Source organism: Candidatus Planktophila limnetica, from assembly GCF_002288365.1.
GTDB classification, from domain to species: Bacteria; Actinomycetota; Actinomycetes; order Nanopelagicales; family Nanopelagicaceae; genus Planktophila; species Planktophila limnetica.
In genome coordinates, this window is the sequence record NZ_CP016782.1 from 678916 (window position 1) to 704164 (window position 25249).

The window sequence follows — 25249 nt, forward strand, 5'->3', positions numbered from 1 at the left end:
AGAAGAGTTATAAACCGTCAATACCTGACAAAGTTTCCTGCAACTTCGTATGCAAAGCCTCGTAACGTTGCGCGTGCTCTGAAACATCGGTTCCATCGATTTCGCTGAGTTCAGATTTAACTGCATCTACAATCGTAGGTTCAGATGCAAGATCTTCATTTTCTTGATTCATCGATTACCTTTCTTCTGGATCGCAGCCTTCGTCTTTACAGGAGTTGATTTTTTTGCAGGTGCTTTCTTCGTGGAAACCTTCTTTAACGCTTCCAATTCAGCCTTTAGTTCGTCAAACTCTTCACGCTTAATAAATCCCATTCGAGAAACAGTGTTGTGAACCTCTTCATCAATTTTGGTCTTTAGAACATCACCACTTTGCTTAACCCAAGTATTTAGGGCATTAGCTAATTCAGCAGGGGTGCGCTCTCCTTCACTCACCTTGTTCAGGTATGTGCGCAAAGATGAGAACAAATCATTAGTCATTGTTACCGCTTTCATAAATGAACTTCGAGCAAGGCTAAAGAGTACCTAAATTCGTGAAATCTCGACTGCTTCAACCTGCCAGCGGCTGGCTAAGCCATTAGGTCCTTTCCAAAATCTTCTGTGAATGGACCCTGAGATCTCGATCCATTCATCCGGTTTAAGAGATAGCGCACTGCGTCGGGCTTTAGCGCTCCACGCGCCGATATCTAATGTGTCCACTCCTGATAATTCAAGGCGAGAGACAACCAATCGAAACTCAACGACCTTATCTCCGCTTGGAAGCGTTTTTTCTAGCGCTGCAGCCGAAACTCTTCCACGCAACATCACATCATTGAGCGAGTAATCCGGCTCTTCGTGTTCGATTTTGTTCTTCGGGTTTTTACTCTTTTTTACCGTTGCCACTATCGCTCCTCATCAGCATGAAACTGAACTCGTCAGATTAAACCCATGATGAATTAGAAGTGTGACAAAAAAAGTTACAACGATTTACTCTGTGGATAATGTATTTAAGCTTGCGAACGCTCCATCGCATCGGTCTCTTCGTCATGATCTATTCCCGCACATTGACTAAACCAATGTGTAGATTCTTCTTTTCGCCCAACCTTTTCTAGCGCATCTGCATATGCATAGCGCAGTCGAACAGCCCATGGTTCATTATCAATTTTTAATTCTTTACAAGTTAGCGTGAGAACGGCAGCATCGAATTCGCCCAAATCACTTCTTGCACCAGATGCCACGATGCGCATTTCAATTTCTTCTGCCTTTTCTAAACGTGAAACTTCTGGCGAACCTGCCAAAGCTATTGCTTTTAAGGGTTTTCCGAGGCCTCTTTCGCAATCGGCCATAACAGGCCACATAGAAACATCACCAGAGATTCGATGAGCTGCTCGCAATTCTTTAAGAGCAATTTCATAATGCCCAGCGCGATATGCGGCATACCCAGCACTCTCTCGGACCACCGCTAATCGACCAGCATGGTGAGCTGCGGCTGTACCGTGCTTATGTGCTAACTCTGGATCTGAATCCATGTTGAGATTTATGCAGACTAAATGTCTTGCTACAACTTTTGCATTTTCAGCCGACAAACTTAATAACTCTGCACGAACAGATTTTTCTAACTCTTCTCCAGTAACTTCCTCAGGAATATCTGGTTCAAAAATTCGTGGACGCAATCGACTCATGTCGCGATCTACAGGCGCTGGTCTTGCACCTCGGCTATCTTGTCGCGGGGCACCAGGTCGTGAAGAAGAACCTGCTCGTTTGGTAGAGGGCGCAGAATTTCTGGAAGGCTTATCTGAAAATGATTTCTTGCCACGATCATTCATATAAACCTCCTTTGGTGTAATCAGAAATGTTTCTCTAGTTTTTAACTTACATTAAAAATCTTCTAGAAATTAAAAAAGGGGCACTAATTAAAGTGCCCCTTTTTTTAAAAGAAGTCCGGCGACGTTCTACTCTCCCACAAGGTCACCCCTGCAGTACCATCGACGCTGAGAGGCTTAACTTCCGGGTTCGGAATGGGACCGGGTGTTTCCCTCTCGCTATGGTCGCCGAAACGCTATTGAGTTTTCGGTTCGATATAACGAAAATGAAAAAAGATCTCTCTTCTTTCTTGTTCGTGGTTCTCGACCGTATCTCGAGAACCACACAGTGGACGCGTAGCAACTTTGTAGTTAAATCCTCGGCCTATTAGTACCGGTCAGCTCCAAGTCTTGCGACTCTTCCACTTCCGGCCTATCAACCCAGTCGTCTAGCTGGGGGCCTTACCTGGTAAACCAGTGGGAAACCTAATCTCGAAGCGAGCTTCCCGCTTAGATGCTTTCAGCGGTTATCCCTTCCGAACGTAGCTAATCGGCGGTGCTCCTGGCGGAACAACCGACACACCAGAGGTTCGTCCAACCCGGTCCTCTCGTACTAGGGTTAGGCCTTCTCAAGTTTCCTGCGCGCACAGAAGATAGGGACCGAACTGTCTCACGACGTTCTGAACCCAGCTCGCGTGCCTCTTTAATGGGCGAACAGCCCAACCCTTGGGACCTACTCCAGCCCCAGGATGAGACGAGCCGACATCGAGGTGCCAAACCTTGCCGTCGATATGGACTCTTGGGCAAGATCAGCCTGTTATCCCCGGGGTACCTTTTATCCGTTGAGCGACGGCGCTTCCACAAGCCACCGCCGGATCACTAGTTCCTGCTTTCGCACCTGCTCGACATGTCTGTCTCACAGTTAAGCTCCCTTGTGCACTTACACTCGACACCTGATTACCAACCAGGTTGAGGGAACCTTTGAGCGCCTCCGTTACTTTTTAGGAGGCGACCGCCCCAGTCAAACTACCCACCAGACACTGTCCCTGATCCGGATTACGGACCGAGGTTAGAAGTTCAAAACGATCAGAGTGGTATTTCAACGATGACTCCACAAACACTGGCGTGCCCGCTTCAAAGTCTCCCACCTATGCTACACAAACCGTTCCGGACACCAATATCAAGATATAGTAAAGGTCCCGGGGTCTTTCCGTCTTTCTGCGCGTAACGAGCATCTTTACTCGTAATGCAATTTCGCCGAGTTCACGGATGAGACAGCGCTCAAGTCGTTACGCCATTCGTGCAGGTCGGAACTTACCCGACAAGGAATTTCGCTACCTTAGGATGGTTATAGTTACCACCGCCGTTTACTGGGGCTTAAGTTCTCAGCTTCGCCTTGCGGCTAACCAGTCCCCTTAACCTTCCAGCACCGGGCAGGCGTCAGTCCGTATACATCGTTTTGCAACTTCGCACGGACCTGTGTTTTTGGTAAACAGTCGCTTGAGCCTGGTCTCTGCGGCCTTCTAACGCTTCGGAGGAAAACTCCTACACGTCAAAGGGCCCCCCTTCTCCCGAAGTTACGGGGGCATTTTGCCGAGTTCCTTATCCATGATTCTCTCGATCGCCTTGGTATTCTCTACCTGACCACCTGTGTCGGTTTCGGGTACGGGCCGTTTTAAATCTCGCTAGATGCTTTTCTTGACAGCATAGGATCATCCACTTCGCCTTACGGCTCGGCATCAGCTCTCAGAGTATGTGAAATGCGGATTTGCCTACATTTCCTCCTACGACCTTACCCCGGGACAACCATCGCCCGGGCTGGACTGCCTTCCTGTGTCACACCATTGCTGAACTACTACCACACCGGTTCGACCGCTCCATCAGTACGACAAAAGCCGCACCAACTTCAAAGTCTTAGCATTAGTGGATTCGTTCTGGGCGATTTAAAGCGGGTACTGGAATATCAACCAGTTGTCCATCGACTACGCCTGACGGCCTCGCCTTAGGTCCCGACTTACCCTGGGCGGATTAGCCTGGCCCAGGAACCCTTGGTCTTTCGGCGGACGGGTTTCTCACCCATCTCTCGCTACTCATGTCTACATTCTCACTCGTGTGGCTTCCACGGCTGGATTCCTCCGCCGCTTCACCAGCCACACGACGCTCTCCTACCCATCCACGCTCCTGGATCTTGCGACCGGGATAGTGCGTGAATGATAGAACTTCGGTGGTGTGCTTGAGCCCCGTTACATTGTCGGCGCGAAATCACTTGACCAGTGAGCTATTACGCACTCTTTTAAGGGTGGCTGCTTCTAAGCCAACCTCCTGGTTGTCTATGCGACTTCACATCCTTTTCCACTTAGCACACGCTTTGGGACCTTAGTTGCTATTCTGGGTTGTTTCCCTCTCGACCATGAAGCTTATCCCCCACAGTCTCACTGCTGCGCTCTCACTTACCGGTATTCGGAGTTTGGCTGATGTTGGTAAGCTTGTAGGCCCCCTCGACCATCCAGTAGCTCTACCTCCGGCAAGAAACACGCAACGCTGCACCTAAATGCATTTCGGAGAGAACCAGCTATCACGAAGTTTGATTGGCCTTTCACCCCTACACACAGCTCATCCCCTAATTTTTCAACATTAGTGGGTTCGGTCCTCCACGCGGTCTTACCCGCGCTTCAACCTGGCCATGCGTAGATCACCTCGCTTCGGGTCTAGATCATGCTACTCAGTCGCCCTATTCAGACTCGCTTTCGCTACGGCTTCCCCTCGACGGGTTAACCTTGCAACATGACACTAACTCGTAGACTCATTCTTCAAAAGGCACGCAGTCACAACACAAGGTTGCTCCTACGGCTTGTACGCACACGGTTTCAGATTCTATTTCACTCCCCTTACGGGGTTCTTTTCACCTTTCCCTCACGGTACTAGTCCGCTATCGGTCATCAGAGAGTATTTAGGCTTAGCGGGTGGTCCCGCCAGATTCATACCGGATTCCTCGAGTCCGGTATTACTTGGGATGACAATTAAGAGTTAATGATGTTTCGGCTACGGGGGTCTCACCCTCTGTGCCGGACTTTCCCACGTCCTTCACCTACATCACTAGTTTCTGACTCTTTGAATTAACGGCAGTCAATTCGAATTGGTCCCACAACACCGATACTGCAACGCCTGCCGGCTTGACACAGTATTGGTTTGGCCTCTTCCGCTTTCGCTCGCCACTACTAACGGAATCACGGTTGTTTTCTCTTCCTGTGGGTACTGAGATGTTTCACTTCCCCACGTTCCCTTTATCTGCCCTATATATTCAGACAGAAATAACTGGACATGACTCCAGTTGGGTTTCCCCATTCGGAAATCCTCGGATCACAGCTCGGTTGACAGCTCCCCGAGGCTTATCGCAGCCTCCTACGTCCTTCATCGGCTTCTGATGCCAAGGCATCCACCATGTGCGCTTAATAATTTGACCACAAAGATGCTCGCGTCCACTGTGTAGTTCTCAAGATACGGGCGGTACTCGATAAGCGATGAAGACCTTTTCGAAAATAAAACTAAGAAATACATCCTAGAAATAAGTTCGATTGGTTTCTTCTACTTATCAAGTCCAGAGAGTCGGCGCTAGCCGTCCCCTCAGGACCCAACAACGTGCCTAGTTGATTTTGTATGCAATCGCGCGTTCCACTCCTAATTTTGCTTACGCAATTTCGGTTGTACTAACGGTTGTTAACTCTATAAACCTAAGTCAATGCTCCACTTATGAGTCAGGAAAGATTCCTGTACTCCTTAGAAAGGAGGTGATCCAGCCGCACCTTCCGGTACGGCTACCTTGTTACGACTTCATCCCAATCACCGATCCCACCTTTGGCAGCTCCCTCCTTGCGGTTGGGCCACTGACTTTGGGTGTTACCGACTTTCGTGATGTGACGGGCGGTGTGTACAAGCCCCGGGAACGTATTCACCGTAGCGTTGCTGATCTACGATTACTAGCAACTCCGACTTCATGGGGTCGAGTTGCAGACCCCAATCCGAACTGAGACTGGCTTTTTGGGATTCGCTCCACTTTGCAGTATTGCAGCCCTTTGTACCAGCCATTGTAGCATGCGTGCAGCCCAAGACATAAGGGGCATGATGATTTGACGTCATCCCCACCTTCCTCCGAGTTAACCCCGGCAGTCTCCTGTGAGTCCCCAACTAAATGCTGGCAACACAGAACGAGGGTTGCGCTCGTTGCGGGACTTAACCCAACATCTCACGACACGAGCTGACGACAACCATGCACCACCTGTATACAGACGTTTTACCGCTATGACATCTCTGCCATATTCCTGTATATGTCAAGCCTTGGTAAGGTTCTTCGCGTTGCGTCGAATTAAGCCGCATGCTCCGCTGCTTGTGCGGGGCCCCGTCAATTCCTTTGAGTTTTAATCTTGCGATCGTACTCCCCAGGCGGGGCGCTTAATGCGTTAGCTGCGTCGCAGAAACCGTGGAAGGTTCCCACAACTAGCGCCCACCGTTTACGGCGTGGACTACCAGGGTATCTAATCCTGTTCGCTCCCCACGCTTTCGCTCCTCAGTGTCAGTATTGGCCCAGAGACCTGCCTTCGCCATTGGTGTTCCTCCTGATATCTGCGCATTCCACCGCTACACCAGGAATTCCAGTCTCCCCTACCAAACTCTAGCTCGCCCGTATCGGATGCAGGTCTGGGGTTGAGCCCCAGATTTTCACATCCGACGTAACGAACCACCTACGAGCTCTTTACGCCCAATAATTCCGGACAACGCTTGCACCCTATGTATTACCGCGGCTGCTGGCACATAGTTAGCCGGTGCTTCTTCTGTAGGTACCGTCACTTTCGCTTCTTCCCTACTGAAAGCGGTTTACAACCCGAAGGCCTTCATCCCGCACGCGGCGTCGCTGGGTCAGAGTTTCCTCCATTGCCCAATATTCCCCACTGCTGCCTCCCGTAGGAGTCTGGGCCGTGTCTCAGTCCCAGTGTGGCCGGTCGCCCTCTCAGGCCGGCTACCCGTCGTCGCCTTGGTGAGCCATTACCTCACCAACAAGCTGATAGGCCGCGAGGTCATCTTCTACCGAAAAACTTTCCAAACTCGGTGATGCCACCAAGTTTCATATCCGGTATTAGCCCCGGTTTCCCGGAGTTATCCCAGTGTAGAAGGCAGATTCCTCACGTGTTCCTCACCCGTTCGCCGCTAATTCACTACCGAAGTAGTTTCATCGCTCGACTTGCATGTGTTAAGCACGCCGCCAGCGTTCGTCCTGAGCCAGGATCAAACTCTCCATAGAAAGTTTTATCTTGGCGTACAGACCAAACAAACTGTCGTTTATTTATGTCTTTACCAAAGGAAATCAACGAGTATTGCCAATCGCTACAAGTAGTGATTGGCGCATACTTCATTGAAGTATTTATTTAGAAGATGGCACTAGAAATTTGCATAACTAAGTAAGCCATCTTCTGGCATTGACTTATGGCACGCTGTTGAGTTCTCAAGGTACGGATGCGCACTGCGTCCAGGAATTTCTTCCTATTTTCAGGGCAGACCGCCAAACCTAGTGCATGGGCTCAGAACCGGTCAAACCGGCCATTGCCATCTAGGTGTGGGGATCAGCTGTTCGGCCTAATTCGTCCGTTTCACAGCAGGAGGGAAACTATAGGGGTAGGGACAGAAAGGGTCAAATTGGGATTTTCGGCTAAATCAACCATTTTTTCCCTAAGGGCTAAAAGCCATCTCGGCGTAGGTTTTAGCCCTATTAACAAATTTTAAAGTAATTCAACTGCTGCAAGATCTCGCTTGCCTTTTCGCAAAAGTGCATATTTGCCGCATAAAAAGTCGGATTTCTGGAGTGCAAAGTCTTCTGATTCCACCTTGGCATTATTTAGATACGCGCCACCTTCTTTAACAATTCTGCGGGCAGCAGACTTTGAGTCCACAACCCCGGTAGCCGCCAGCAAATCCACCCACGTTGGGATGCTCTCTCCTGACTTAATCGTAATTCGCGGCAATTCTGAAAGCGCTCCGGCCAATGTTGCTTCATCTAACGAACCTAAATCACCTTGTCCAAAGAGTGCTCGGGCGGCTTCTTCAACCCTTTCGGCAATTTCAGAAGAGTGAACCAGTGAAGTGAGTTCCCGAGCGAGTGCACGGTGTGCTTCGCGCATACCAGGGTTTGCATCATGAGCTTTTTCAAGTTCGGAAATCTCTTGATGAGACTTAAAGGAGAAAACCTTTAAGAACTTGATGACATCTTTGTCATCTGTGTTTAACCAGTATTGGAAAAATGCATACGGCGAGGTCATAGAAGCCTCTAACCAAATGCTGCCGCTGGCAGTCTTACCAAACTTGGAGCCATCAGATTTCGTCAACAAAGGAATTGTTAACGCGTGACCACTACCGCCTTCAACTCTGCGAATAAGATCTAAGCCAGCAACAATATTTCCCCATTGATCCGAGCCACCTAATTGCAATGTGCACTGGTATCGACGGTATAGCTCTAGAAAATCTAGTGATTGCAGCACTTGATAAGAAAACTCTGTGTAGGAAATTCCACCGGATTCAAGTCGTGAAGAGACGGAATCCTTAGCGAGCATTTGATTAACTGAAAAATGTTTACCAATATCTCTTAGAAATTCAATAGCCGAAAGGGGCGAAGTCCAATCCAGATTATTCACGACTTGCGCTTTATTGGGACCTTTATCGAAATCTAGAAATGATGACACTTGCTCACGAATATTTGAGACCCACTCGGCAACGGTGTCATTGCTATTTAAAGTACGTTCTTCGTTGCGACCCGATGGATCTCCCACTAAACCTGTGGCTCCCCCAACTAATGCAATTGGATTATGTCCTGCCAATTGAAAACGTCGTAAGACAAGAAGAACCACTAAATTTCCAACGTGCAGCGAGGCAGCGGTTGGATCAAAGCCTATGTACAGCGTGATGGGCTTCTTGAGCGCCTCTTGTAAGGCGCTTTCATCGGTCGATTGGGAGATTAATCCTCGCCAGCGCAGATCTTCTAAAAGATTCATGCCCTCATCATCTCGGAAAAAGCCTTGGATTTGTTGGCAATTTCCGTGCGTTGGTGCAATGTTTTTTTCATAGCCGCAGCAATCTGCTTGCGCACTTGCGAAGGAGCCGTGCCGCCAGAGGTTGTGCGTGAAGCGATAGCACCCTCAACAGTTAATACATCGCGAATTGAAGGATCTAATAACGGATGAATTGACGCAAATTGCTCGTCACTTAATTGATGAAGCTCAATTTTGTGTTTTTCGCACATCGCGACACACATACCCGCAGCTTCATGTGCCTGTGAGAAGGGGACATTTTTTCGAACTAAATAATCAGCTATTTCTGTTGCGAGAGAGAAACCCGTTGGCGCAGATAATTTCATCTTCTCGCGATCAAAATTCGTTGTTGCAATCATTCCTGATACTGCTGGAATAACTAGAAACAATGTATCTAAACTATCGAAAAAAGGTTCCTTGTCTTCTTGCAGATCGCGGTTATATGCAAACGGCAATCCCTTGAGCATAGTAAGTACCGAAACCAAATTACCAATGAGGCGAGCACTTTTGCCACGCGCTAGTTCAGCCATATCTGGATTCTTCTTCTGCGGCATTATTGAGGAACCAGTTGAATATTGGTCAGAAATTTTTGCCCAAGCAAACTCGGTAGATCCTAAAAGAGTCCACTCTTCACCGATTCTAGACAGATGAATACCGATCAGTGAAGTAATAAACAGAGCCTCTGCCACATAATCACGATCGCTCACAGCATCAATACTGTTTTCAAAAGTGTTTTCAAATCCTAGATTCTTGGCCGTAAATTCAGGATCTAGTGGTAACGATGATCCTGATAACGCCCCAGCACCTAAGGAACTAACGGATGCTCTGTGATACCAATCATTGATTCGGGAAATATCTCTGCTGAACGCGTGAGCATGCTTAGCGATTTCGTGTCCGAAGGAAATTGGTTGTGCATGCTGAATGTGAGTAAAACCAGGAGCCGGATCATCTATATATTCACTCGCTTTTTTCAAAATCACTTCAGTTAATTCAGTAAGCAAATTAGCCAAAGCAAGCATGTGATCGATGGCGAAAAGACGAAGGTCTGTCGTTACTTGATCGTTTCTAGATCGTCCCGCACGTAGCGATCCACCTAAAGGACCAAGTTTGGTAGTTAAACCACGTTCTAAAGCACTATGAACATCTTCATCTTCTTTGGTGGGCAAGAATTTCTGTGAAGCAACTTCTTCAATAAGTTCTTTTAGCGCTCCCCTAATTTTGGCTGAATCTTCTTTTGAAACAAGTGAAGATTTTTCAAGAACTGCTAGATGCGCTAAAGATGATCTCAAATCATAAGGAGCTAATCGCCAATCGAATCCAACACTTTGCGATAGAGCAAAGACAGCATCGGTCGGTTGCTCGGTAAAACGCCCACCCCAGAGTGCCACTTATTTTCTCCCAACTTTTGATCCGCGAGTGTTCTTAGCGTTAGCAAAGGCGAGAACTTCTTTGGCCAACTGCGCTCCACCTGTGGCTTTCTTTGACACAAGGATAATCGTGTCATCACCGGCAAGGGTTCCAATTACACCTGTGAGATTGGCGTGGTCTAAAGAACTTGCTAAAAATTGCGCCGCACCTGGTGGCGTATGTACCACTGCAAGATTGGCGCTGTGATCAACGGAAATTATCAGCTTCGATGGGACAGGGTTAACACGCGATAGAGCGTCATCTGAGGATTCGCGAATCTGATACACAGAAGAACCGTCTATATCTCGCCCACGAACCGCTCCAATTTCTTCTAGATCTCTACTCGCCGTTGCTTGAGTTACTCGAAATCCACTTTTTTTCAGATGCACAACTAAATCAGTCTGTGAATGAATAAGACCAGATTTAATCAATGCAATTGCCTTGGCTCTGCGCCCAGAAACATTGTGTGAATTAATAGACATTCGACATAACCTCCTTGAATTTTTTAATGAACAGATCGATTTCCTTCTCAGAAATATTCAATGCCGGAGCAATGCGAATCGTGCTCGGATTTGCGGCATTAACTAACACTCCAGAATCTTGTAGTAACTGAGCGATCTGAGCTGAATTCTGGTGAGACAATTCGATTCCGATGAGCAAACCTGCGCCCCGCACTTCGGCAACACCAGCAGTTGATCGAAGGGCAACCGAGATATATTTGAAATCGTTTTTACACTTAGACAATATTTTGTTCTTCTCAATCCATTTGATCGCCGCAATTGAAGCTGCTGTGGTGACTGGGTTGCCTCCAAATGTAGAACCATGATCACCAGGAACAAATAATTGTGAAGATTTTCCAACTGCAATCATGGCCGCAAGTGGTAAACCTGCGCCCAAACCTTTAGCGACAGTAATTACATCAGGTGTGATTCCTGAATACTCATATCCAAACCATTGACCTGTGCGTCCTATTCCGGTTTGAACTGCATCTATTGCCAATAAAACGCCGTGAACCGTGCAAATTTCGCGTATCTCCTTCAAGTAGTTCTCTGGCGGAACAATCACACCAGCTTCTCCCATAATCGGTTCGATAATAACCATCGCAGTTCTTGAATTAATGGCTCGTCTGGCTTTCTTGATATCGCCGAATGGAATGTGCTTAATGTTTTTGAGTATCGGAGTGAATGCAACCTTTTTTGCACTCTGTCCTGTGAGCGATAAAGACCCCATAGTTCGGCCATGAAAAGAACCATCCATAGCAACAATTCTTGTGCGGCCTGTTTTTCTCGATAACTTTATTGCCGCTTCATTTGCTTCCGCTCCTGATTGCGCAAAGAAAACTCGCGAATCCTTTTTCCCGGTGAAACGAACCAAAATCTGCGCTAATTCGATCGCATTGGGATGAGAGTAAAAATTACTCACATGTGACAATGTCTTAATCTGGCGGTTTACAGCTGCGACAACAGCGGGATGAGCATGACCCAAAATGCTAGTTGCGATCCCACCCAACATGTCTAAGTATTTAACTCCGTTGGCGTCTTGAACTATGCATCCTTTTGCCTTCACGAGAGTTATTGATGGCACTGAGTAATTACTCATTAAATTCTTGGACCAAAGAACGCTGTAATCCTTGTTCTTCATGCGTACACCAAAGTTCCACCGCTGCCATCAAGGGCCGCTGCAAAACTAGTTTCGTCAGTTCCATCGATTATTCGAACTGAATTCGCTCCTGCAGCAATCGCTTCGAGAGTTGCATCAACTTTGGGCAACATACCATCAGCGAATGTAAGTTTTAGTTCAGCGAGTTCGTGGGCTGATATTTTCTCAATAAGTGAACTCTTATCAGGCCAATTCTGATAAATCCCTGCTACATCAGTCATGATAATTACAGTTGAATTCGGATACGCACCTGAAATGGCGGCAGCTGCCAGGTCAGCATTGATGTTCAATCCGATTCCCCCTGCTACATCAACAGCTATCGGTGCAATCACCGGAACAATTTTCTGGAAAAGTAATTGATCAATTTTAGAAACATCCACTCGAAGTACGCGTCCTACTTTACCCAAACCATCTATGCCTTCAGCGAATATAACTTCAGATTGCTTGCCGGACATCGCCTGAGCTTTTACTCCGGCAAGAAGCAAATTATTAGCAACCTCTGGACCTACAACTTTCGATAGCACCTCATCCACAACTTCGAAGATTTCATCCGTTGTGAAGCGGTACCCATTAACAAAAATGCTTTCAATATTGCGATTCTTTAGTTCGGCATTGATCTGCGGTCCGCCACCATGAACAACGATTACTTGTTCGCCCTTCAATAAGACCGATTTAATTGCAGCAGCGAAAATACCTTGTGTGTCATTCATCGCATGGCCACCAAACTTAATAATGATCATGTGGAATACGCAGAGTTCTCATGTACGTAAGCATGGGATAAATCATTAGTTTTGATTGTCGCGCATGCAACGCCGACTTTCAGATCTATATCGATTACAACCAACCGTTGCTCAAAAGAAACTTTCGACTTATCAGCCCCCGGAGCACTCGAAGCACATACCTGTACTCCATTGAGAGAAACATCAATAATGTTAGGATCCATAAAGGCATCTGCGGTTCCAACAGCGGCCAACACTCGACCCCAATTTGGATCTCCCCCAAATATTGCGGCCTTGAGTAAGTTGTTCCTGGCGCATGCTCTTCCAACATTAACTGCATCGCTTTCAGAGCGAGCATTAGAAACATTGATTTCAATGGTTTTGGTAGATCCTTCGGCATCGGCAATTAATTGATCTGCCAAGGATGAACACGTTTCCTCAAGCATAGATGCGCATTGCTCCTGAGTTAATTGAACTCCACTTGCACCAGATGACATGAAAAGAATGGTGTCATTGGTGGAGGTACATCCATCAGAATCTATTCGGTTAAAGGTACTATCCACCGTTTCTTCAAAAATTTCCTTAGCATCAACCGGCAAAAGGGCGTCAGTTAAAATAACACAGAGCATCGTTGCCAAAGCCGGTGCCAACATTCCAGCGCCTTTGGCAATTCCACTGACCTGAACTCCATTCGCATTCAGATTAACGATTTTTGGGACAGAATCCGTGGTCATAATCGCATGTGCACAATCCAACACGGAATCATTAGATAAGTTCTTCGAAAGCACATCTAATCCACTCAAAATCTTATCCATAGGCAAAAACTCACCGATCATCCCTGTCGAACAGATGAAAACTTCAGAAGATGAATGATTGAGTAACTTTGCAACGTGCTCAGCTGTTGCGTGCGTATCTTGAAAACCTTTTGGCCCAGTACAAGCATTAGCGCCACCGGAGTTCAGAACTACTGCTTTAACGACAGAGCCTTTAATAACTTCTTTACTCCATAAAACTGGAGCGGCTACTACTTGATTGGAAGTGAAAACTGCTGAAGCCCATTGTGAAGGACCTTCATTAACAATTAAAGTCAGATCCTTATCTCCCGAACTCTTTAAACCTGCAGCTGTTGCTGAAGCAACAAATCCCTGAGGCAGCTTCACGTTCCGAGTCCATCCGTGGACAAACCGGAACCTTCATGGAAACCACACATCAAATTGGCATTTTGAATGGCCTGACTCGCTGCGCCTTTACCTAAATTATCCAAAGCCACACTTATAACCAGTCGTTGCACATGTTCATCAACTGCAACCTGGATTTGGACTTTATTGGAACCTGTTAATGAACCAGTCTTAGGCATTTGACCAAGTGGTAGAACATCTACGAAATATTCATCTTCATAAAACTTTGCATAGGACGCATTTACTTCTTCCGTTGAAATAGTTGAAGTCAATCGTGCGGTAATCGTCGATAAAATTCCCCTAGGTATAGGAGCCAAGATTGGAGTAAAGGAAATTTTGAGATCTTTGCCTGAGGCATTGCTTAACGCTTGTTCCACTTCAGGCGTATGTTGGTGGATACCCCCAAATTTATAGGATGTTAAAGAGCCCATCACTTCACTAGCTATGAGATTAATCTTTGCACTTCTGCCAGCTCCAGTTGTTCCTGAAGCCGCAACAACTACGACATCTGAAACATCTATGAAATCTAAAGCTGGAAGCAATCCAGTGATAATTGATGTTGCATAGCAACCCGGATTTGAAACCTGCACACTCTTAGAAATTTTTTCTCTTTGTCCTGGAATTTCAGGCAAACCATATGTCCATACCCCAGCATGCTCTCCGTCATAGTACTTATCCCATTGGGCTGAATCATTGAGTCTAAAATCTGCTCCGAGATCAATAACCTTTGTATGACTAGGAATATTTCTTACAACACTGGCTGATTGACCATGTGGCAGAGCGATAAAAACAACATCAACCTGATCAAAGTTTACTTCTTCGATCGCTACGAATTTTTGGTTTTGGTAAGTATTTAAGTGCGGATGAACAGATGTAATTAGTTCTCCTGCATTGCTATGGGCACTTACTTGAGTAACCAGTAAATGTGGATGAGTTGCCAATAATCGCAAGAGCTCGCCCCCTGCGTAACCACTGGCACCGATAACTACTGTCTTCATGATTCCAGCCTAGCCAGAAATGACTAATTATGCAATTTTATGCATAATTATGCAGTTCGTACCACCGCACCACAACGCTTTGATGCCAGACTGGTGGCTGATTCGCGCATCGCAGAAACTTCTTCACTGGTGAGGGTGCGATCTGGTGCCCTAAAAGTCAGAGTGAAAGCTAAGGAAACTTTCCCATCTCCCACTTTGTCGTATCGATCAAAGAGAGAGATAGATTCAAGTAGATCTCCGGCACCCTCCACCAAAGCACTTTGAACCTGCAGCGCAGTAACGGAGGAATCAACAATCAAAGCAACATCTTGCATCGCAGCAGGCATCACGCCAACCCTATGAGGGCGAACCATCTCGGACTCTGGCAGTGCTCCTAAATTAATTGCGAATGCACTGGAGCGGGCAGGCAAGTTGTATTGACTAAGAATGCGCGGATGAATTTCTCCTGCATGTGCAACAACTTTTCCATCCACGATAAGTTCAGCGCAACGTCCCGGATGCCAGGGCGCTAGATCTGAACGCTTCACTTCATAATCTAAATGAGCGAGCTCCAGAATTTCTTGTGCAAACGCTATTGCATCATTCCAACCGTAATCTGCCGATTTTCCTTGCCAAGAATCTTCTTCCTTCTTGCCTACCATCAAACCTGAAACCATCTCAGCTTGTTGCGGTGCGGAAGCAAATATCTTAGAAATTACATCTGCAGAAGGACGCTTTGCAACGTCAGGACTAACTGAAGCTTCCAACTTTTGTGAACTTCTAAAAATTGACCCCATCTCAAAAATCGCAAAACTCTTAGCGCCTCGACTGATGTTTCGAGCCGCAACTTCTATCAAACCTGGAATTAAATGAACTCTTAGTAGTGGATTTTCATCCGACATCGGGTTGGCAATTGCATACGTAGCCGCGCGAGGGCCAACAAAGCCCATGTCATCTATTGTCTTCTGGTTTGTAAAGGGGAAAGTTAAAACTTCAGCAAATCCTCGATTGGCTAAGTACTGCGCAATAACCCGACGTCGTTTTTGTAAGGATGTTAAGGATGCGTGCAAAGGCCGATTCGGAAGTATCGAAGGTATAGATTCATATCCAATAATGCGTGCAACTTCCTCTGCGATATCAGATGTATTCATTAAATCCGCTCGCCATGATGGTGGATCGATAACCCACTTCTTCTCATCCACATCGCAGCCCACTACACGCAAAGTTCTGGCAACTTCTTCAGGTTTTACTTCAAAACCTAGGATCTTTGAAACGTCATGAGGATCTATGCTAAAAGTTGGTGGAAACTTAGCCTCACCAGTAAATGCTGTTTCAACATGTTGCGCCGAACTATTTTCAGTCAATAATTGAACAAAACGTGCCGAGGCGAACTCCGCTAGCGAAGGATCAACTCCGCGTTCTAATCTGCGTGATGCTTCTGAAGATAACTTATGCCGGCGGGAGTTTTGAGCTACGGCAATTGGATCAAAGCGCATCGCTTCTAGTGCGATTTCAGTTGTGCTTTCAGATATTTCAGAGGAAGCACCACCCATGGTTCCGGCTAACGCGAGATGCTTTTCCTCATCTGTAACCATCAAATCCATAGGATCCAACATGCGAATCTGTCCATCTAAAGTTGTGAACTTTTCAGCCTTACCTGCACGCTTTAGATGCAAGCTTCCTTTTATTTTGTGTCGGTCAAATGCGTGTAGCGGCTGACCTAATTCCAGCATGACATAGTTCGTTACGTCGACAACTAAAGAAATAGATCTCATACCCATTTTTTCAATTCGACGACGCATCCACACAGGAGTTGAGGCGCTGGAATCAAAATTCGACATCGTTCGAATATAGAAAATTGACGCACAATTCTTATCATCGATTTTGGGCTGCACGCCTTTGCCAGTGTTTGCAAAGGACAAGGTGCGCAAAGCTTGCACTGGATCAGTAAATTTCAGATCAAATGCTCCCGCTATTTCACGAGCCACTCCCCTAATGCTGAGTGCATAGCCACGATCAGGGTTTACTGCGATATCAAATATGACATCGTCAACTAACAAGGTTTGTCTCACGTCATCTTTTATTGAAACCTGGTTCTTGCTAAATGCCATAATGCCGGCGTGATCATCGCTTAAAGCCAACTCTTTTGCTGAGCAAATCATGCCATTGGAAGTTTTCCCATATGTCTCGCGCGCAGCTATTTGAAAGTCACCAGGAAGCACTGCGCCCGGCAAGGCCACTACAACAATGTCGCCAACATTGAAATTTGTTGCACCACATATTACGAAACGAGTCTGCTTCTCGCCGCAGTCCAAACCAACGTATCGGATTGGTTTCTTAAATTCAGTGATTTCTTCGATTGAGAGAACTTCAGCAAAAACTAATGAACCTTGAACATCTTTACCTTGCACAATTATTTCTTCAACCTCAAATCCAACTCGCACAAGACCTTGAGCGATGTCCTCTGCGGACAGATTCTTTGGAATTTCAACAAACTCTCTTAACCAAGACAATGGTGCACGCATTACAGCCCCACTCCGAATTGTCTTGTGAATCGCAAATCGCCTTCAACAATGTCATGCATATCTGTTATGCCGTGACGAACCATAAGAGTTCGTTCTAGCCCCATACCAAATGCAAATCCGCTGAACTCCTTCGTATCAATGCCGCACGTTTGTAAAACGCGCGGATTAACCATTCCACACCCACCCCATTCAATCCATCGACCATTGAAAAAGACATCGACTTCAGCACTTGGTTCCGTGAAAGGAAAGAAAGAGGGTCGCAAACGAGTTGTTACATCAGGACCAAACATGTACCGAGCAAAATTATCCAACGTTCCCTTCAAATGAGCCATAGTAATTCCACGATCAACTACTAAACCTTCAACTTGATGAAAAACCGGACTATGCGTGGCATCTAATTCATCGGCTCTAAAAGTTCTACCTGGGCATATGACATATATTGGCGGTTTTTTTGTAAGCATTGTTCTAATCTGTACGGGCGAAGTATGTGTTCTTAAAACCATTCCAGATTCCAATGGTTCTACGAAAAAAGTATCCTGCATGGTTCTAGCAGGATGGTCGGCTGGAATATTGAGAGCATCGAAATTGAGCCATCCTGATTCCAGCTCAGGACCTTCTTCAACAAAATAACCTTGTTCAATAAAAAAATCTGAAATATCATTTTTAATAATACTAATTGGATGCAAGCCGCCCTGATGATTTCGACGCACAGGCAAAGTGATATCAACGATTTCTTCGGCAAGCATTTTCTTATCGCGCTCATCTTCCAAACGCTTTGTTGCGGCTTCTAAAGAGTTGGCAATGGAAGCTTTCGCTTCTCCGACAAGTTTTCCTAATGAGATTTTTTCATCCGGTGAGAGAGATCCTAAAGAGCGAGACGCTCCAGAAATATATGACTTATCCCCCGTGTGAAGCAGACGTGCACTCTTTAAATCATCGAGAGTCGCGCAAGCCTTAAAGGCCGAATCAGCCGAGTCAACCCAACCTTGAATTTCTTGCGCATTCATGGAGGCGAGTCTAACGCCTCGTACTTTAGGAAGTTGGGATATTTGCTAGTTGATACATAACGATGCTTGCGGCAACAGATAGATTCAGGCTTTCTGCATTGCCGGGCATAGGAATTCTTACCGGAGTTATACGATCCTTTGACGCAGATAAACCTTTGAGATTATGCAAGCCGCGAGCTTCATTTCCAAATATTGCAACCACTGATCGATCCAAGGCAATCTTTGATAACGGTGTTTCTGCGGCAGTATCGAGCGCAACAAATGTGCAATCCCAATTTAGTATTTCATCCAAAGGCACTTCCTGGTAAACCGGTATGTGCCATAGTGATCCAACAGTACTTCGGACAACTTTTGGTGAATAAATATCAACGCTATTGGGCGATGTAATAACCGCCTCGAAGCCGAAAGCATCTGCTGAACGGATGATTGTCCCAGCATTTCCCGGATCTTGAACTTCACTGAGATAAATGAATTTGCTTTTAGTTGCTGGCTTTAGACTTTCAATCGAATTATTTGGAATCTCACAGACTGCAATCAAACCCTGCGGGGTAACGGTGTCTGACATAGTTCTTGCGACGTCATCTGAGATGCTCAGAACTTCACATTGAGCTTGATCTAATACTTCTGAATACTTTTCTAAAGCGCTATTTGTCACGTACATGGTTTGTAACTGTGGTCCTGTAGAAGAACTCAACGCCTCGCGAACACATTGAATACCTTCTGCGATAAAAAGCCCTGATTCACTTCGTTCTTTAGAACCTCTAGAACTGATAAGAGCCTTAACTCTCCCAACATGTGGGGAATTAAGGCTCTCAATCATGATTCTATTTATGCAGATGCAAGACTCTTACGAGCCACATCAACAAGTGCTTTGAATGTAGCTGGATCATTAGTAGCTAAGTCAGATAGTATGCGTCGATCGATTTCTACTCCTGCGCTCTTTAATCCCTGAATTAAACGGTTGTATGTCAAACCATTTTCACGGCTTGCAGCGTTGATGCGCTGAATCCACAATTGACGGAAGTCACCCTTTTTGTCCTTGCGGTCATTGAAGGCATAAACCATTGAGTGTGTAACTTGCTCTTTAGCCTTTGTGAAAAGACGGGAACGTTGTCCACGATAACCACTTGCGCGTTCAAGAGTTGTACGACGCTTCTTTGCTGCGTGAACACCACGTTTTACTCTAGCCATTTAATTCACGCTCCTTACTTCAGCCCAAGCATGCGCTTGGCTGTAAATGTAGTTGACGGCTTTGCTGCTGACTCATTGCTCAAGCGACGTGTAACACGTGAAGACTTATGCTCAAGGAGGTGGCGCTTGCCAGCACGTTCGTGCATAACTTTTCCGGTTCCTGTGATGCGAAAAGTCTTCTTCGCCCCACTGTGAGTTTTCATCTTTGGCATTGTGCTCTCCTTAGTTCGGTTTCTCTTTACGCTTCTTCTTTTGCAGCTGCTAGCTCTTTAGCTTTGCGGGCTGCGCGTTGTTCAGCAACTGCTTCTGTCTTCTTCTTCGTCGGTCCTAATACCATTGTCATGTTTCGACCTTCTTGTTTAGGGGCGAACTCCACAAAGGCAAATAGTGCAACATCTTCTGCAAGACGTTGTAGCAATTTGTAACCAAGTTCTGGTCTTGTCTGCTCTCTTCCGCGGAACTGCATCGTTACCTTCACCTTGTCGCCACCTTTGAGGAACTTCTCGATATGAGCACGCTTAGTCTCATAATCGTGATTTTCGATCTTTGGTCGCATGCGCACTTCCTTGACCACAATGTGGGTCTGGTTCTGACGCGCTTCCCGAGCTTTTTGTGCGATTTCGTACTTGTACTTTCCGAAATCCATAATCTTGCAAACGGGTGGATTGGCATCTGGTGCAATCTCAACTAAGTCAAGACCGACTTCATCTGCCATCTTCAACGCGGTATCGATATCTACAACTCCAACTTGATCACCGGTATGACCGATGAGTCGAATTTGAGGTGTGCGAATTCGATCATTAATGCGCGGTTCAGTGCTGATTTGTGCTCCTTCGGTTAAGTGCAAACGCTTTGTGTGTTGCAAGCGCTACAAGAAAAACACCGCAAGGAGAATTGGATGAAACCAATTCATAACCCTGACAAACCAACTCGCCGTAGCGATGGAGGTGGGAGCGGTACTCCTCTTGCAGTAACTATGCAGTCACTGGTCTGAGGTGAAGATTACCCGAGAAGGGGTGAAAGGCGAAATTTACGCTTAAGCACCCATGGCATGTACGCCACCATCGACGTGAATGATCTCCCCCGTAGTCTTGGGAAACCAATCGGAGAGCAGAGCTACAGCGCCTTTTGCGGCGGGCACAGCATCTGTGACATCCCATTGAAGAGGTGCTCTCTCATTCCAAACCTTCTCAAATTCATCAAAACCTGGAATTGATTTAGCAGCCATGGTGCGAATAGGGCCCGCTGCAATGAGATTTACACGAATGTTTTTAGGTCCAAGATCTCTTGCGAGATAGCGAGAAGTTGATTCCAATGCAGCTTTAGCAACACCCATCCAGTCATACTTTGGCCATGCGACAGTTGCATCAAAATCCAAACCAACTACAGAAGCGCTGTCTTTAAACAACGGCACACACGCCATCGATAAAGACTTCAAGGAATACGCAGAAACATGCATGGCAGTTGCCACATCTTCCCAGGTGGTATTTAAGAAATTACCACCGAGTGCGCCCTCTGGTGCGAAACCAATTGAATGAACAACTCCATCTAGGTGTGGAACGTGTTCAAGAACTCTGTTTTGCAGTGAATCAAGATCTCCTTGATTGGTTACATCCAATTCAATTACTGGCGCAGGATTTGGAAGGCGCCCAGCAATGCGTGTGGTCAAACTAAGTACACGACCATATGAAGAGAGCAGAACATTAGCCCCCTCTTCTTGAGCTATTCGAGCAATATGAAAGGCAATCGATGCATCAGTTAAAACACCAGTTACTAAAATATTCTTGCCGCTGAGCAAATCCATTTAGTGCCCCATTCCTAGTCCGCCATCAACAGGAATTACAGCACCCGTTATGTATGCCGCTTTTTCTGAAGCAATAAAAGATACAACTTCTGCGATCTCTGTAGCATCGGAGAATCTGCCAAGAGGAATCGACTCTGCAATCTCTTGTCTACGCTTGTCGCCTAATTCTGCTGTCATATCGGTTTCAACAAATCCTGGAGCAATCACGTTAGCCGTAATGCCACGACTGCCCAATTCGCGTGCGAATGATCGAGCCATGCCGATTAGTCCTGACTTACTTGCCGAATAGTTAACTTGACCAGCAGAACCCAATAATGCGACAACTGAACCAATAAATATCAGGCGACCTTTTTTGATTTTAAGCAAACCTTTGGTTCCGCGTTTGGCAACCCGAAACGCACCAGTTAAATTCGAATCAATGACTGCTTCAAAATCTTCATCAGACATGCGCAGCACAAGTGCGTCCTTCGTTATTCCTGCATTACATACTAAAACTTCTGGAATCCCCCAAGATGTTTCAATAAGAGTGAATGCATCATCAACGCTCTGGGTAGATGTGACGTCAATTGCCACACAATCAAAACCTGGTACTGACGCACCGGAACGAGAACCAATAACCACCTGAAAACCATCTTGCAACAAAGTATTGGCGATAGCTAAACCAATCCCTCGATTTCCCCCAGTTACGAAGGCGATAGGTTTTTGCGACATGCGAGAAATCTACTGGCTACTCTCGCGTAAAGTGAATTTCATCTGGCACCGTGTCTGCTCCTCGCCTAGAATCAACGCATGGCTAACGAAGAAGATGTTTACGACATCACCAGTGCTCAGAAATCTTTAAGCTCTGATCAACCTGGGCGTCAACGCCGTTATTTTATTTCAATGATGGTCCGAACAGCTTGCTTTATTCTCACAGTAATCCTGCCAAGCCCCTATCGTTGGATTGCACTAGCAGGTGCAGTATTTCTTCCATACGTCGCAGTAGTCGTTGCAAATGCAGGTCGGGAAACAATTCTTCCGGGCGCATCAATATTGAAAAAGAAACCACGTTCACTGTCATAAGTTAAGGTAATACCGTGGTTAAAGAACGGTACTCAATTCTCAAAACACTTATCGCGCTTTTGTTAGTGCTTTTATGTCTCTGGGCTGCACAGTGGCAATATCATCGCGGAGTTGACCGTCACGCCCGCAATACTTTGATCGTCGAACAATCTCAATTACCTGAAGTTAAATTGAGCGAACTCACCGGAAACTTAGATTCTTTCGAATGGCGAAAAATTTCTATCCAAGGCTCCTTTGACGATGCAAATCAAATCTTGCTTCGTAATCGATATAGCGAAGGCGTTTACGGTTTTGAACAACTCACACTATTTACTTTTGGAGAGAGAAAAATCTGGGTTGATCGTGGTTGGATCCAAGCGGGATCGAATGCAACTATTGCGCCATCGCTACAAAGAACAAATGAAAACATTGTGAATATAACGGGCCGCCTGCGATTAGATTCTTCTTTGCCTCAAGGAAAGTTTTTTGCCGTCTCAAACAACTCTCAGAGGGATTTAGTATCGCAATTAGATGCTCGAAAAGGAATTCAAACGGAAGATTTCTATATCGATCTTATTTCAGTTTCAGATACTTCAATGAATCCAGATGTCCCAGTTGAGTTGCCTGAACTCAGCGACGGTCCCCACATGGCATATGCATTGCAATGGATTTTCTTTGGCGCTTTAGTTGTTTATGGAAGACGTCTCATTCGCAAAACCGCTTAAATCTTGTCGCATATATAACTCTGAATACAATCCGCCAGCATTAAACAACTCTTCATGTTTTCCACGTTCAACAATAACTCCATTTTCAAGGACGATGATTTGATCCGCATCCTTTACTGTACTTAAACGATGCGCAATGACGATACTGGTTCTTCCCTTGAGTGCAGACTTCAAAGCTTGTTGAACCAGTGCTTCATTTTCGGAGTCTAAATGCGCAGTAGCTTCATCGAGAATTACAACTGATGGAGATTTTAGAAGTAAACGTGCAATAGCTAAGCGTTGTTTCTCACCCCCTGATAAACGGTGACCACGTTCTCCAACAAGTGTTTCAAAACGACTTGGAAGCGATTCAATTAATTGCCAGATTTGTGCAGATCTACAAGCCTCTTCCATTTCGGCTTCAGTTGCATCATGTTTGGCGTATCTCAAATTTTGGGCAATGCTTTCATGAAATAAATGGGCATCTTGTGTAACAACACCTATTGCGCCACGAAGAGAATCAAGAGTTAGATCTCGTACATCAATTGAATCAATTTCGATACTGCCACTGGTAACGTCATAGAGTCGTGGTAATAAAGCACTGATGGTTGTTTTACCTGCCCCAGATGGTCCAACGATTGCCGTGAAACTTCCTGCCGGAACCTCAAATGAAATACCTTTCAAGATCTCTCCACTTTGTATCTGTTCTTCTTTGGCTGCTGACTCCAATGAGGCAAGTGAGATTTGATCCGCGCGCGGATATGAGAAATGAACATCTTTAAACTCAACGCTAGGAATCTTGCTCGCCAGCAACTGAGCGTCAGCTTTATCTGTCACCATCGGCACTAGATCTAATACCTCGAAAACTCTTTCAAATGAAACGAGCGCTGTCATTACATCGATTCGCACATTTGATAAAGCAGTTAATGGTCCATACAAACGAGCCAACAGAGCCGTGATTGCCAACAAAGTTCCAACAGTCACAGTTCCATTTAAAGCAAGGTGCCCACCTATTCCATAAGCAAAGGCGGTGGCAACTGCTGCAACGCTGGTGAGAGCAATGAAGAATATTCGATTGAGCATCGCCATTGAGATGCCAATGTCTGCTACGCGTCTAGCCCGTGAACGAAAAAATTCATTTTCATGACCGGGTTCTCCGTATAGGGCAACTAACATCGCACCCGAAACATTGAATCGTTCTGTCATCGTTGAGGACATAGCAGCGTTTAGATTGAAAGAATCCCGCGTGAGAGCCTGTAGTTTGCGACCTACCCATTTAGTGGGAATCAAAAAAACAGGCAAAAGCACAAGTGAAACCAGAGTGATCTGCCAAGAAAGAAACAACATGGTTGTTGTGACCAAAATTAACGTAACAACATTGCTTAAAACTCCGGACAAAGAAGATGTAAAGGCTTGCTGTGCACCGATCACATCCGAATTAATTCGAGATATGAGTGCACCGGTCTGAGTCCGCGTGAAGAACGCTATCGACTGTTTTTGAACATGTGCGAAAACTTGTGAACGTAAGTCATAAATCAAACCTTCTCCGATTCGAGCAGAGAACCAACGACCTACGATGCTCATAAAAGCATCAGCCACGGCAAGCAAGCCCACGATGAAAGCTAACTGAGTGATTAGTTCGCCATTTTTTGGAATAACTCCATCGTCAATTAACTTACGAAGAATCAAAGGTGTCGCAACAACTAAGAAAGCATCGATTACGACTGTAAACAAAAAAATTGAAAGATACATTTGATATGGCCTTGCGAAAGCAAAAATTCTCTTGACGGTTCCTGCTTTTAGTTTTTGTTCCTTAACTGAAGGGTCAGCAGTCATGGACCGGTGGGTCATCCACGCTACCTGCATGGACATACTTAGACCGTAAAGCCCAATGCTCTTAGTTGTTCGCGACCTTCATCAGAGATTTTATCCGGACCCCAAGGTGGCATCCATACCCAGTTTATTTTCACATCGGTAGTCATCCCTGCAAGTGCTTGTCTGGTTTGATCTTCAATTACATCTTGGAGCGGGCAAGCCGCAGATGTCAGAGTCATATTTAAAACTGCAATATTTGCTTCATCGACCATCACGTCATAAATCAAACCCAGATCAACAACATTGATTCCTAGTTCAGGGTCGACAACATCTTTCATTGCCTCAGTCACATCATCAACACTTGTTGTCAT

Annotated in this window: 23 protein-coding genes and 3 rRNA genes; 2 read left to right on the forward strand and 24 right to left on the reverse strand. The window is 45.9% G+C overall.

The window, feature by feature from the left end:
• Window positions 1–7: 7 nt before the first annotated feature.
• The 22 genes from PHILAsVB114_RS06980 to fabG form a co-directional block, all read right to left on the reverse strand.
• On the reverse strand, window positions 8–172 hold the full coding sequence (locus PHILAsVB114_RS06980) for a hypothetical protein (RefSeq protein ID WP_204246751.1): 165 nt from the start codon (window positions 170–172) through the stop codon (window positions 8–10).
• Complete coding sequence (locus PHILAsVB114_RS03675; RefSeq protein WP_157906146.1) at window positions 169–492, reverse strand: hypothetical protein; 324 nt, start codon at window positions 490–492, stop codon at window positions 169–171. Before PHILAsVB114_RS03675 ends, PHILAsVB114_RS06980 begins: the two co-directional genes overlap by 4 nt.
• Window positions 493–522: 30 nt before the next feature.
• Window positions 523–879: a single-stranded DNA-binding protein gene (locus tag PHILAsVB114_RS03680; RefSeq protein WP_204246752.1), complete on the reverse strand. Its 357-nt coding sequence runs from the start codon at window positions 877–879 to the stop codon at window positions 523–525.
• Between the two features lie 104 nt (window positions 880–983).
• On the reverse strand, window positions 984–1802 hold the full coding sequence (locus tag PHILAsVB114_RS03685) for a hypothetical protein (protein WP_095698042.1): 819 nt from the start codon (window positions 1800–1802) through the stop codon (window positions 984–986).
• A gap of 113 nt (window positions 1803–1915) precedes the next feature.
• Window positions 1916–2032, reverse strand: a 5S ribosomal RNA gene (gene rrf, locus PHILAsVB114_RS03690).
• A 114-nt stretch (window positions 2033–2146) separates the two neighbouring features.
• Window positions 2147–5241 (reverse strand): 23S ribosomal RNA (locus PHILAsVB114_RS03695).
• Between the two features lie 318 nt (window positions 5242–5559).
• Window positions 5560–7074 (reverse strand): 16S ribosomal RNA (locus PHILAsVB114_RS03700).
• The 16S, 23S and 5S rRNA genes sit together here, the layout of an rRNA operon.
• Before the next feature lie 475 nt (window positions 7075–7549).
• The gene (tyrS, locus tag PHILAsVB114_RS03705) at window positions 7550–8815 is read right to left on the reverse strand and encodes a tyrosine--tRNA ligase (RefSeq protein WP_095698043.1); all 1266 of its coding nucleotides are present in this window, start codon (window positions 8813–8815) and stop codon (window positions 7550–7552) included.
• Window positions 8812–10239, reverse strand: coding sequence for an argininosuccinate lyase (argH, locus tag PHILAsVB114_RS03710; RefSeq protein WP_095698044.1), 1428 nt, complete (start codon window positions 10237–10239; stop codon window positions 8812–8814). The genes tyrS and argH overlap by 4 nt, the downstream gene beginning before the upstream one ends.
• The gene (locus PHILAsVB114_RS03715; RefSeq protein WP_095698045.1) at window positions 10240–10740 is read right to left on the reverse strand and encodes an arginine repressor; all 501 of its coding nucleotides are present in this window, start codon (window positions 10738–10740) and stop codon (window positions 10240–10242) included.
• Window positions 10730–11899, reverse strand: a complete 1170-nt coding sequence (locus tag PHILAsVB114_RS03720; protein WP_095698046.1) for an acetylornithine transaminase — start codon at window positions 11897–11899, stop codon at window positions 10730–10732. The genes PHILAsVB114_RS03715 and PHILAsVB114_RS03720 overlap by 11 nt, the downstream gene beginning before the upstream one ends.
• On the reverse strand, window positions 11896–12657 hold the full coding sequence (gene argB, locus PHILAsVB114_RS03725; RefSeq protein ID WP_095698047.1) for an acetylglutamate kinase: 762 nt from the start codon (window positions 12655–12657) through the stop codon (window positions 11896–11898). Before argB ends, PHILAsVB114_RS03720 begins: the two co-directional genes overlap by 4 nt.
• Window positions 12654–13796: a bifunctional glutamate N-acetyltransferase/amino-acid acetyltransferase ArgJ gene (argJ, locus tag PHILAsVB114_RS03730; protein ID WP_095698048.1), complete on the reverse strand. Its 1143-nt coding sequence runs from the start codon at window positions 13794–13796 to the stop codon at window positions 12654–12656. The genes argB and argJ overlap by 4 nt, the downstream gene beginning before the upstream one ends.
• Complete coding sequence (gene argC / locus PHILAsVB114_RS03735) at window positions 13793–14812, reverse strand: N-acetyl-gamma-glutamyl-phosphate reductase (protein WP_095698049.1); 1020 nt, start codon at window positions 14810–14812, stop codon at window positions 13793–13795. The genes argJ and argC overlap by 4 nt, the downstream gene beginning before the upstream one ends.
• Window positions 14813–14859: 47 nt before the next feature.
• A complete protein-coding gene (gene pheT, locus PHILAsVB114_RS03740; RefSeq protein WP_095698050.1) occupies window positions 14860–17316 on the reverse strand; it encodes a phenylalanine--tRNA ligase subunit beta in 2457 nt (818 codons plus the stop codon).
• A complete protein-coding gene (pheS, locus tag PHILAsVB114_RS03745; RefSeq protein ID WP_095698051.1) occupies window positions 17316–18323 on the reverse strand; it encodes a phenylalanine--tRNA ligase subunit alpha in 1008 nt (335 codons plus the stop codon). Before pheS ends, pheT begins: the two co-directional genes overlap by 1 nt.
• A 25-nt stretch (window positions 18324–18348) precedes the next feature.
• Complete coding sequence (locus PHILAsVB114_RS03750; RefSeq protein WP_095698052.1) at window positions 18349–19143, reverse strand: TrmH family RNA methyltransferase; 795 nt, start codon at window positions 19141–19143, stop codon at window positions 18349–18351.
• An 8-nt stretch (window positions 19144–19151) separates the two neighbouring features.
• Window positions 19152–19514 (reverse strand): 50S ribosomal protein L20, encoded by a 363-nt coding sequence (gene rplT, locus PHILAsVB114_RS03755; protein ID WP_095698053.1) that lies wholly within the window; start codon window positions 19512–19514, stop codon window positions 19152–19154.
• Between the two features lie 14 nt (window positions 19515–19528).
• Window positions 19529–19726, reverse strand: coding sequence for a 50S ribosomal protein L35 (rpmI, locus tag PHILAsVB114_RS03760; protein WP_095698054.1), 198 nt, complete (start codon window positions 19724–19726; stop codon window positions 19529–19531).
• 26 nt (window positions 19727–19752) lie between these two features.
• Entirely contained in the window at window positions 19753–20379 is a 627-nt protein-coding gene (infC, locus tag PHILAsVB114_RS03765) for a translation initiation factor IF-3 (RefSeq protein WP_204246753.1), read from the reverse strand.
• Between the two features lie 171 nt (window positions 20380–20550).
• A complete protein-coding gene (gene fabI / locus PHILAsVB114_RS03770; protein WP_095698056.1) occupies window positions 20551–21318 on the reverse strand; it encodes an enoyl-ACP reductase FabI in 768 nt (255 codons plus the stop codon).
• A complete protein-coding gene (gene fabG, locus PHILAsVB114_RS03775; RefSeq protein WP_095698057.1) occupies window positions 21319–22029 on the reverse strand; it encodes a 3-oxoacyl-ACP reductase FabG in 711 nt (236 codons plus the stop codon). It lies immediately after the preceding gene.
• 78 nt (window positions 22030–22107) lie between these two features.
• Between fabG and PHILAsVB114_RS03780 the strand changes: the two genes are divergently transcribed.
• Window positions 22108–22380, forward strand: a complete 273-nt coding sequence (locus PHILAsVB114_RS03780) for a DUF3099 domain-containing protein (RefSeq protein ID WP_095698058.1) — start codon at window positions 22108–22110, stop codon at window positions 22378–22380.
• 14 nt (window positions 22381–22394) lie between these two features.
• On the forward strand, window positions 22395–23084 hold the full coding sequence (locus PHILAsVB114_RS03785; protein ID WP_095698059.1) for an SURF1 family protein: 690 nt from the start codon (window positions 22395–22397) through the stop codon (window positions 23082–23084).
• Here PHILAsVB114_RS03785 and PHILAsVB114_RS03790 read toward each other — a convergent pair.
• On the reverse strand, window positions 23043–24935 hold the full coding sequence (locus tag PHILAsVB114_RS03790) for an ABC transporter ATP-binding protein (RefSeq protein ID WP_095698060.1): 1893 nt from the start codon (window positions 24933–24935) through the stop codon (window positions 23043–23045). The genes PHILAsVB114_RS03785 and PHILAsVB114_RS03790 overlap by 42 nt on opposite strands.
• Before the next feature lie 2 nt (window positions 24936–24937).
• Window positions 24938–25249 carry a metal-sulfur cluster assembly factor gene (locus PHILAsVB114_RS03795; RefSeq protein WP_095698061.1) on the reverse strand — a complete coding sequence of 104 codons (312 nt, stop codon included), beginning with the start codon at window positions 25247–25249 and terminating at the stop codon, window positions 24938–24940.

What these genes read in the sequence shown, in the direction of transcription:
- PHILAsVB114_RS03795 (WP_095698061.1), bottom strand. Translation starts at nt 25,249, where the DNA reads ATGACAACAAGTGTTGATGATGTGACTGAGGCAATGAAAGATGTTGTC.
- argB (WP_095698047.1), bottom strand. Translation starts at nt 12,657, where the DNA reads ATGATCATTATTAAGTTTGGTGGCCATGCGATGAATGACACACAAGGT.
- PHILAsVB114_RS03675 (WP_157906146.1), bottom strand. Translation starts at nt 492, where the DNA reads ATGAAAGCGGTAACAATGACTAATGATTTGTTCTCATCTTTGCGCACA.
- PHILAsVB114_RS03715 (WP_095698045.1), bottom strand. Translation starts at nt 10,740, where the DNA reads ATGTCTATTAATTCACACAATGTTTCTGGGCGCAGAGCCAAGGCAATT.
- PHILAsVB114_RS03790 (WP_095698060.1), bottom strand. Translation starts at nt 24,935, where the DNA reads ATGTCCATGCAGGTAGCGTGGATGACCCACCGGTCCATGACTGCTGAC.
- fabI (WP_095698056.1), bottom strand. Translation starts at nt 21,318, where the DNA reads ATGGATTTGCTCAGCGGCAAGAATATTTTAGTAACTGGTGTTTTAACT.
- PHILAsVB114_RS06980 (WP_204246751.1), bottom strand. Translation starts at nt 172, where the DNA reads ATGAATCAAGAAAATGAAGATCTTGCATCTGAACCTACGATTGTAGAT.
- fabG (WP_095698057.1), bottom strand. Translation starts at nt 22,029, where the DNA reads ATGTCGCAAAAACCTATCGCCTTCGTAACTGGGGGAAATCGAGGGATT.
- PHILAsVB114_RS03685 (WP_095698042.1), bottom strand. Translation starts at nt 1,802, where the DNA reads ATGAATGATCGTGGCAAGAAATCATTTTCAGATAAGCCTTCCAGAAAT.
- pheS (WP_095698051.1), bottom strand. Translation starts at nt 18,323, where the DNA reads ATGAATGCGCAAGAAATTCAAGGTTGGGTTGACTCGGCTGATTCGGCC.
- argC (WP_095698049.1), bottom strand. Translation starts at nt 14,812, where the DNA reads ATGAAGACAGTAGTTATCGGTGCCAGTGGTTACGCAGGGGGCGAGCTC.
- PHILAsVB114_RS03780 (WP_095698058.1), top strand. Translation starts at nt 22,108, where the DNA reads ATGGCTAACGAAGAAGATGTTTACGACATCACCAGTGCTCAGAAATCT.
- PHILAsVB114_RS03720 (WP_095698046.1), bottom strand. Translation starts at nt 11,899, where the DNA reads ATGAAGAACAAGGATTACAGCGTTCTTTGGTCCAAGAATTTAATGAGT.
- tyrS (WP_095698043.1), bottom strand. Translation starts at nt 8,815, where the DNA reads ATGAATCTTTTAGAAGATCTGCGCTGGCGAGGATTAATCTCCCAATCG.
- PHILAsVB114_RS03750 (WP_095698052.1), bottom strand. Translation starts at nt 19,143, where the DNA reads ATGATTGAGAGCCTTAATTCCCCACATGTTGGGAGAGTTAAGGCTCTT.
- pheT (WP_095698050.1), bottom strand. Translation starts at nt 17,316, where the DNA reads ATGCGTGCACCATTGTCTTGGTTAAGAGAGTTTGTTGAAATTCCAAAG.
- rpmI (WP_095698054.1), bottom strand. Translation starts at nt 19,726, where the DNA reads ATGCCAAAGATGAAAACTCACAGTGGGGCGAAGAAGACTTTTCGCATC.
- rplT (WP_095698053.1), bottom strand. Translation starts at nt 19,514, where the DNA reads ATGGCTAGAGTAAAACGTGGTGTTCACGCAGCAAAGAAGCGTCGTACA.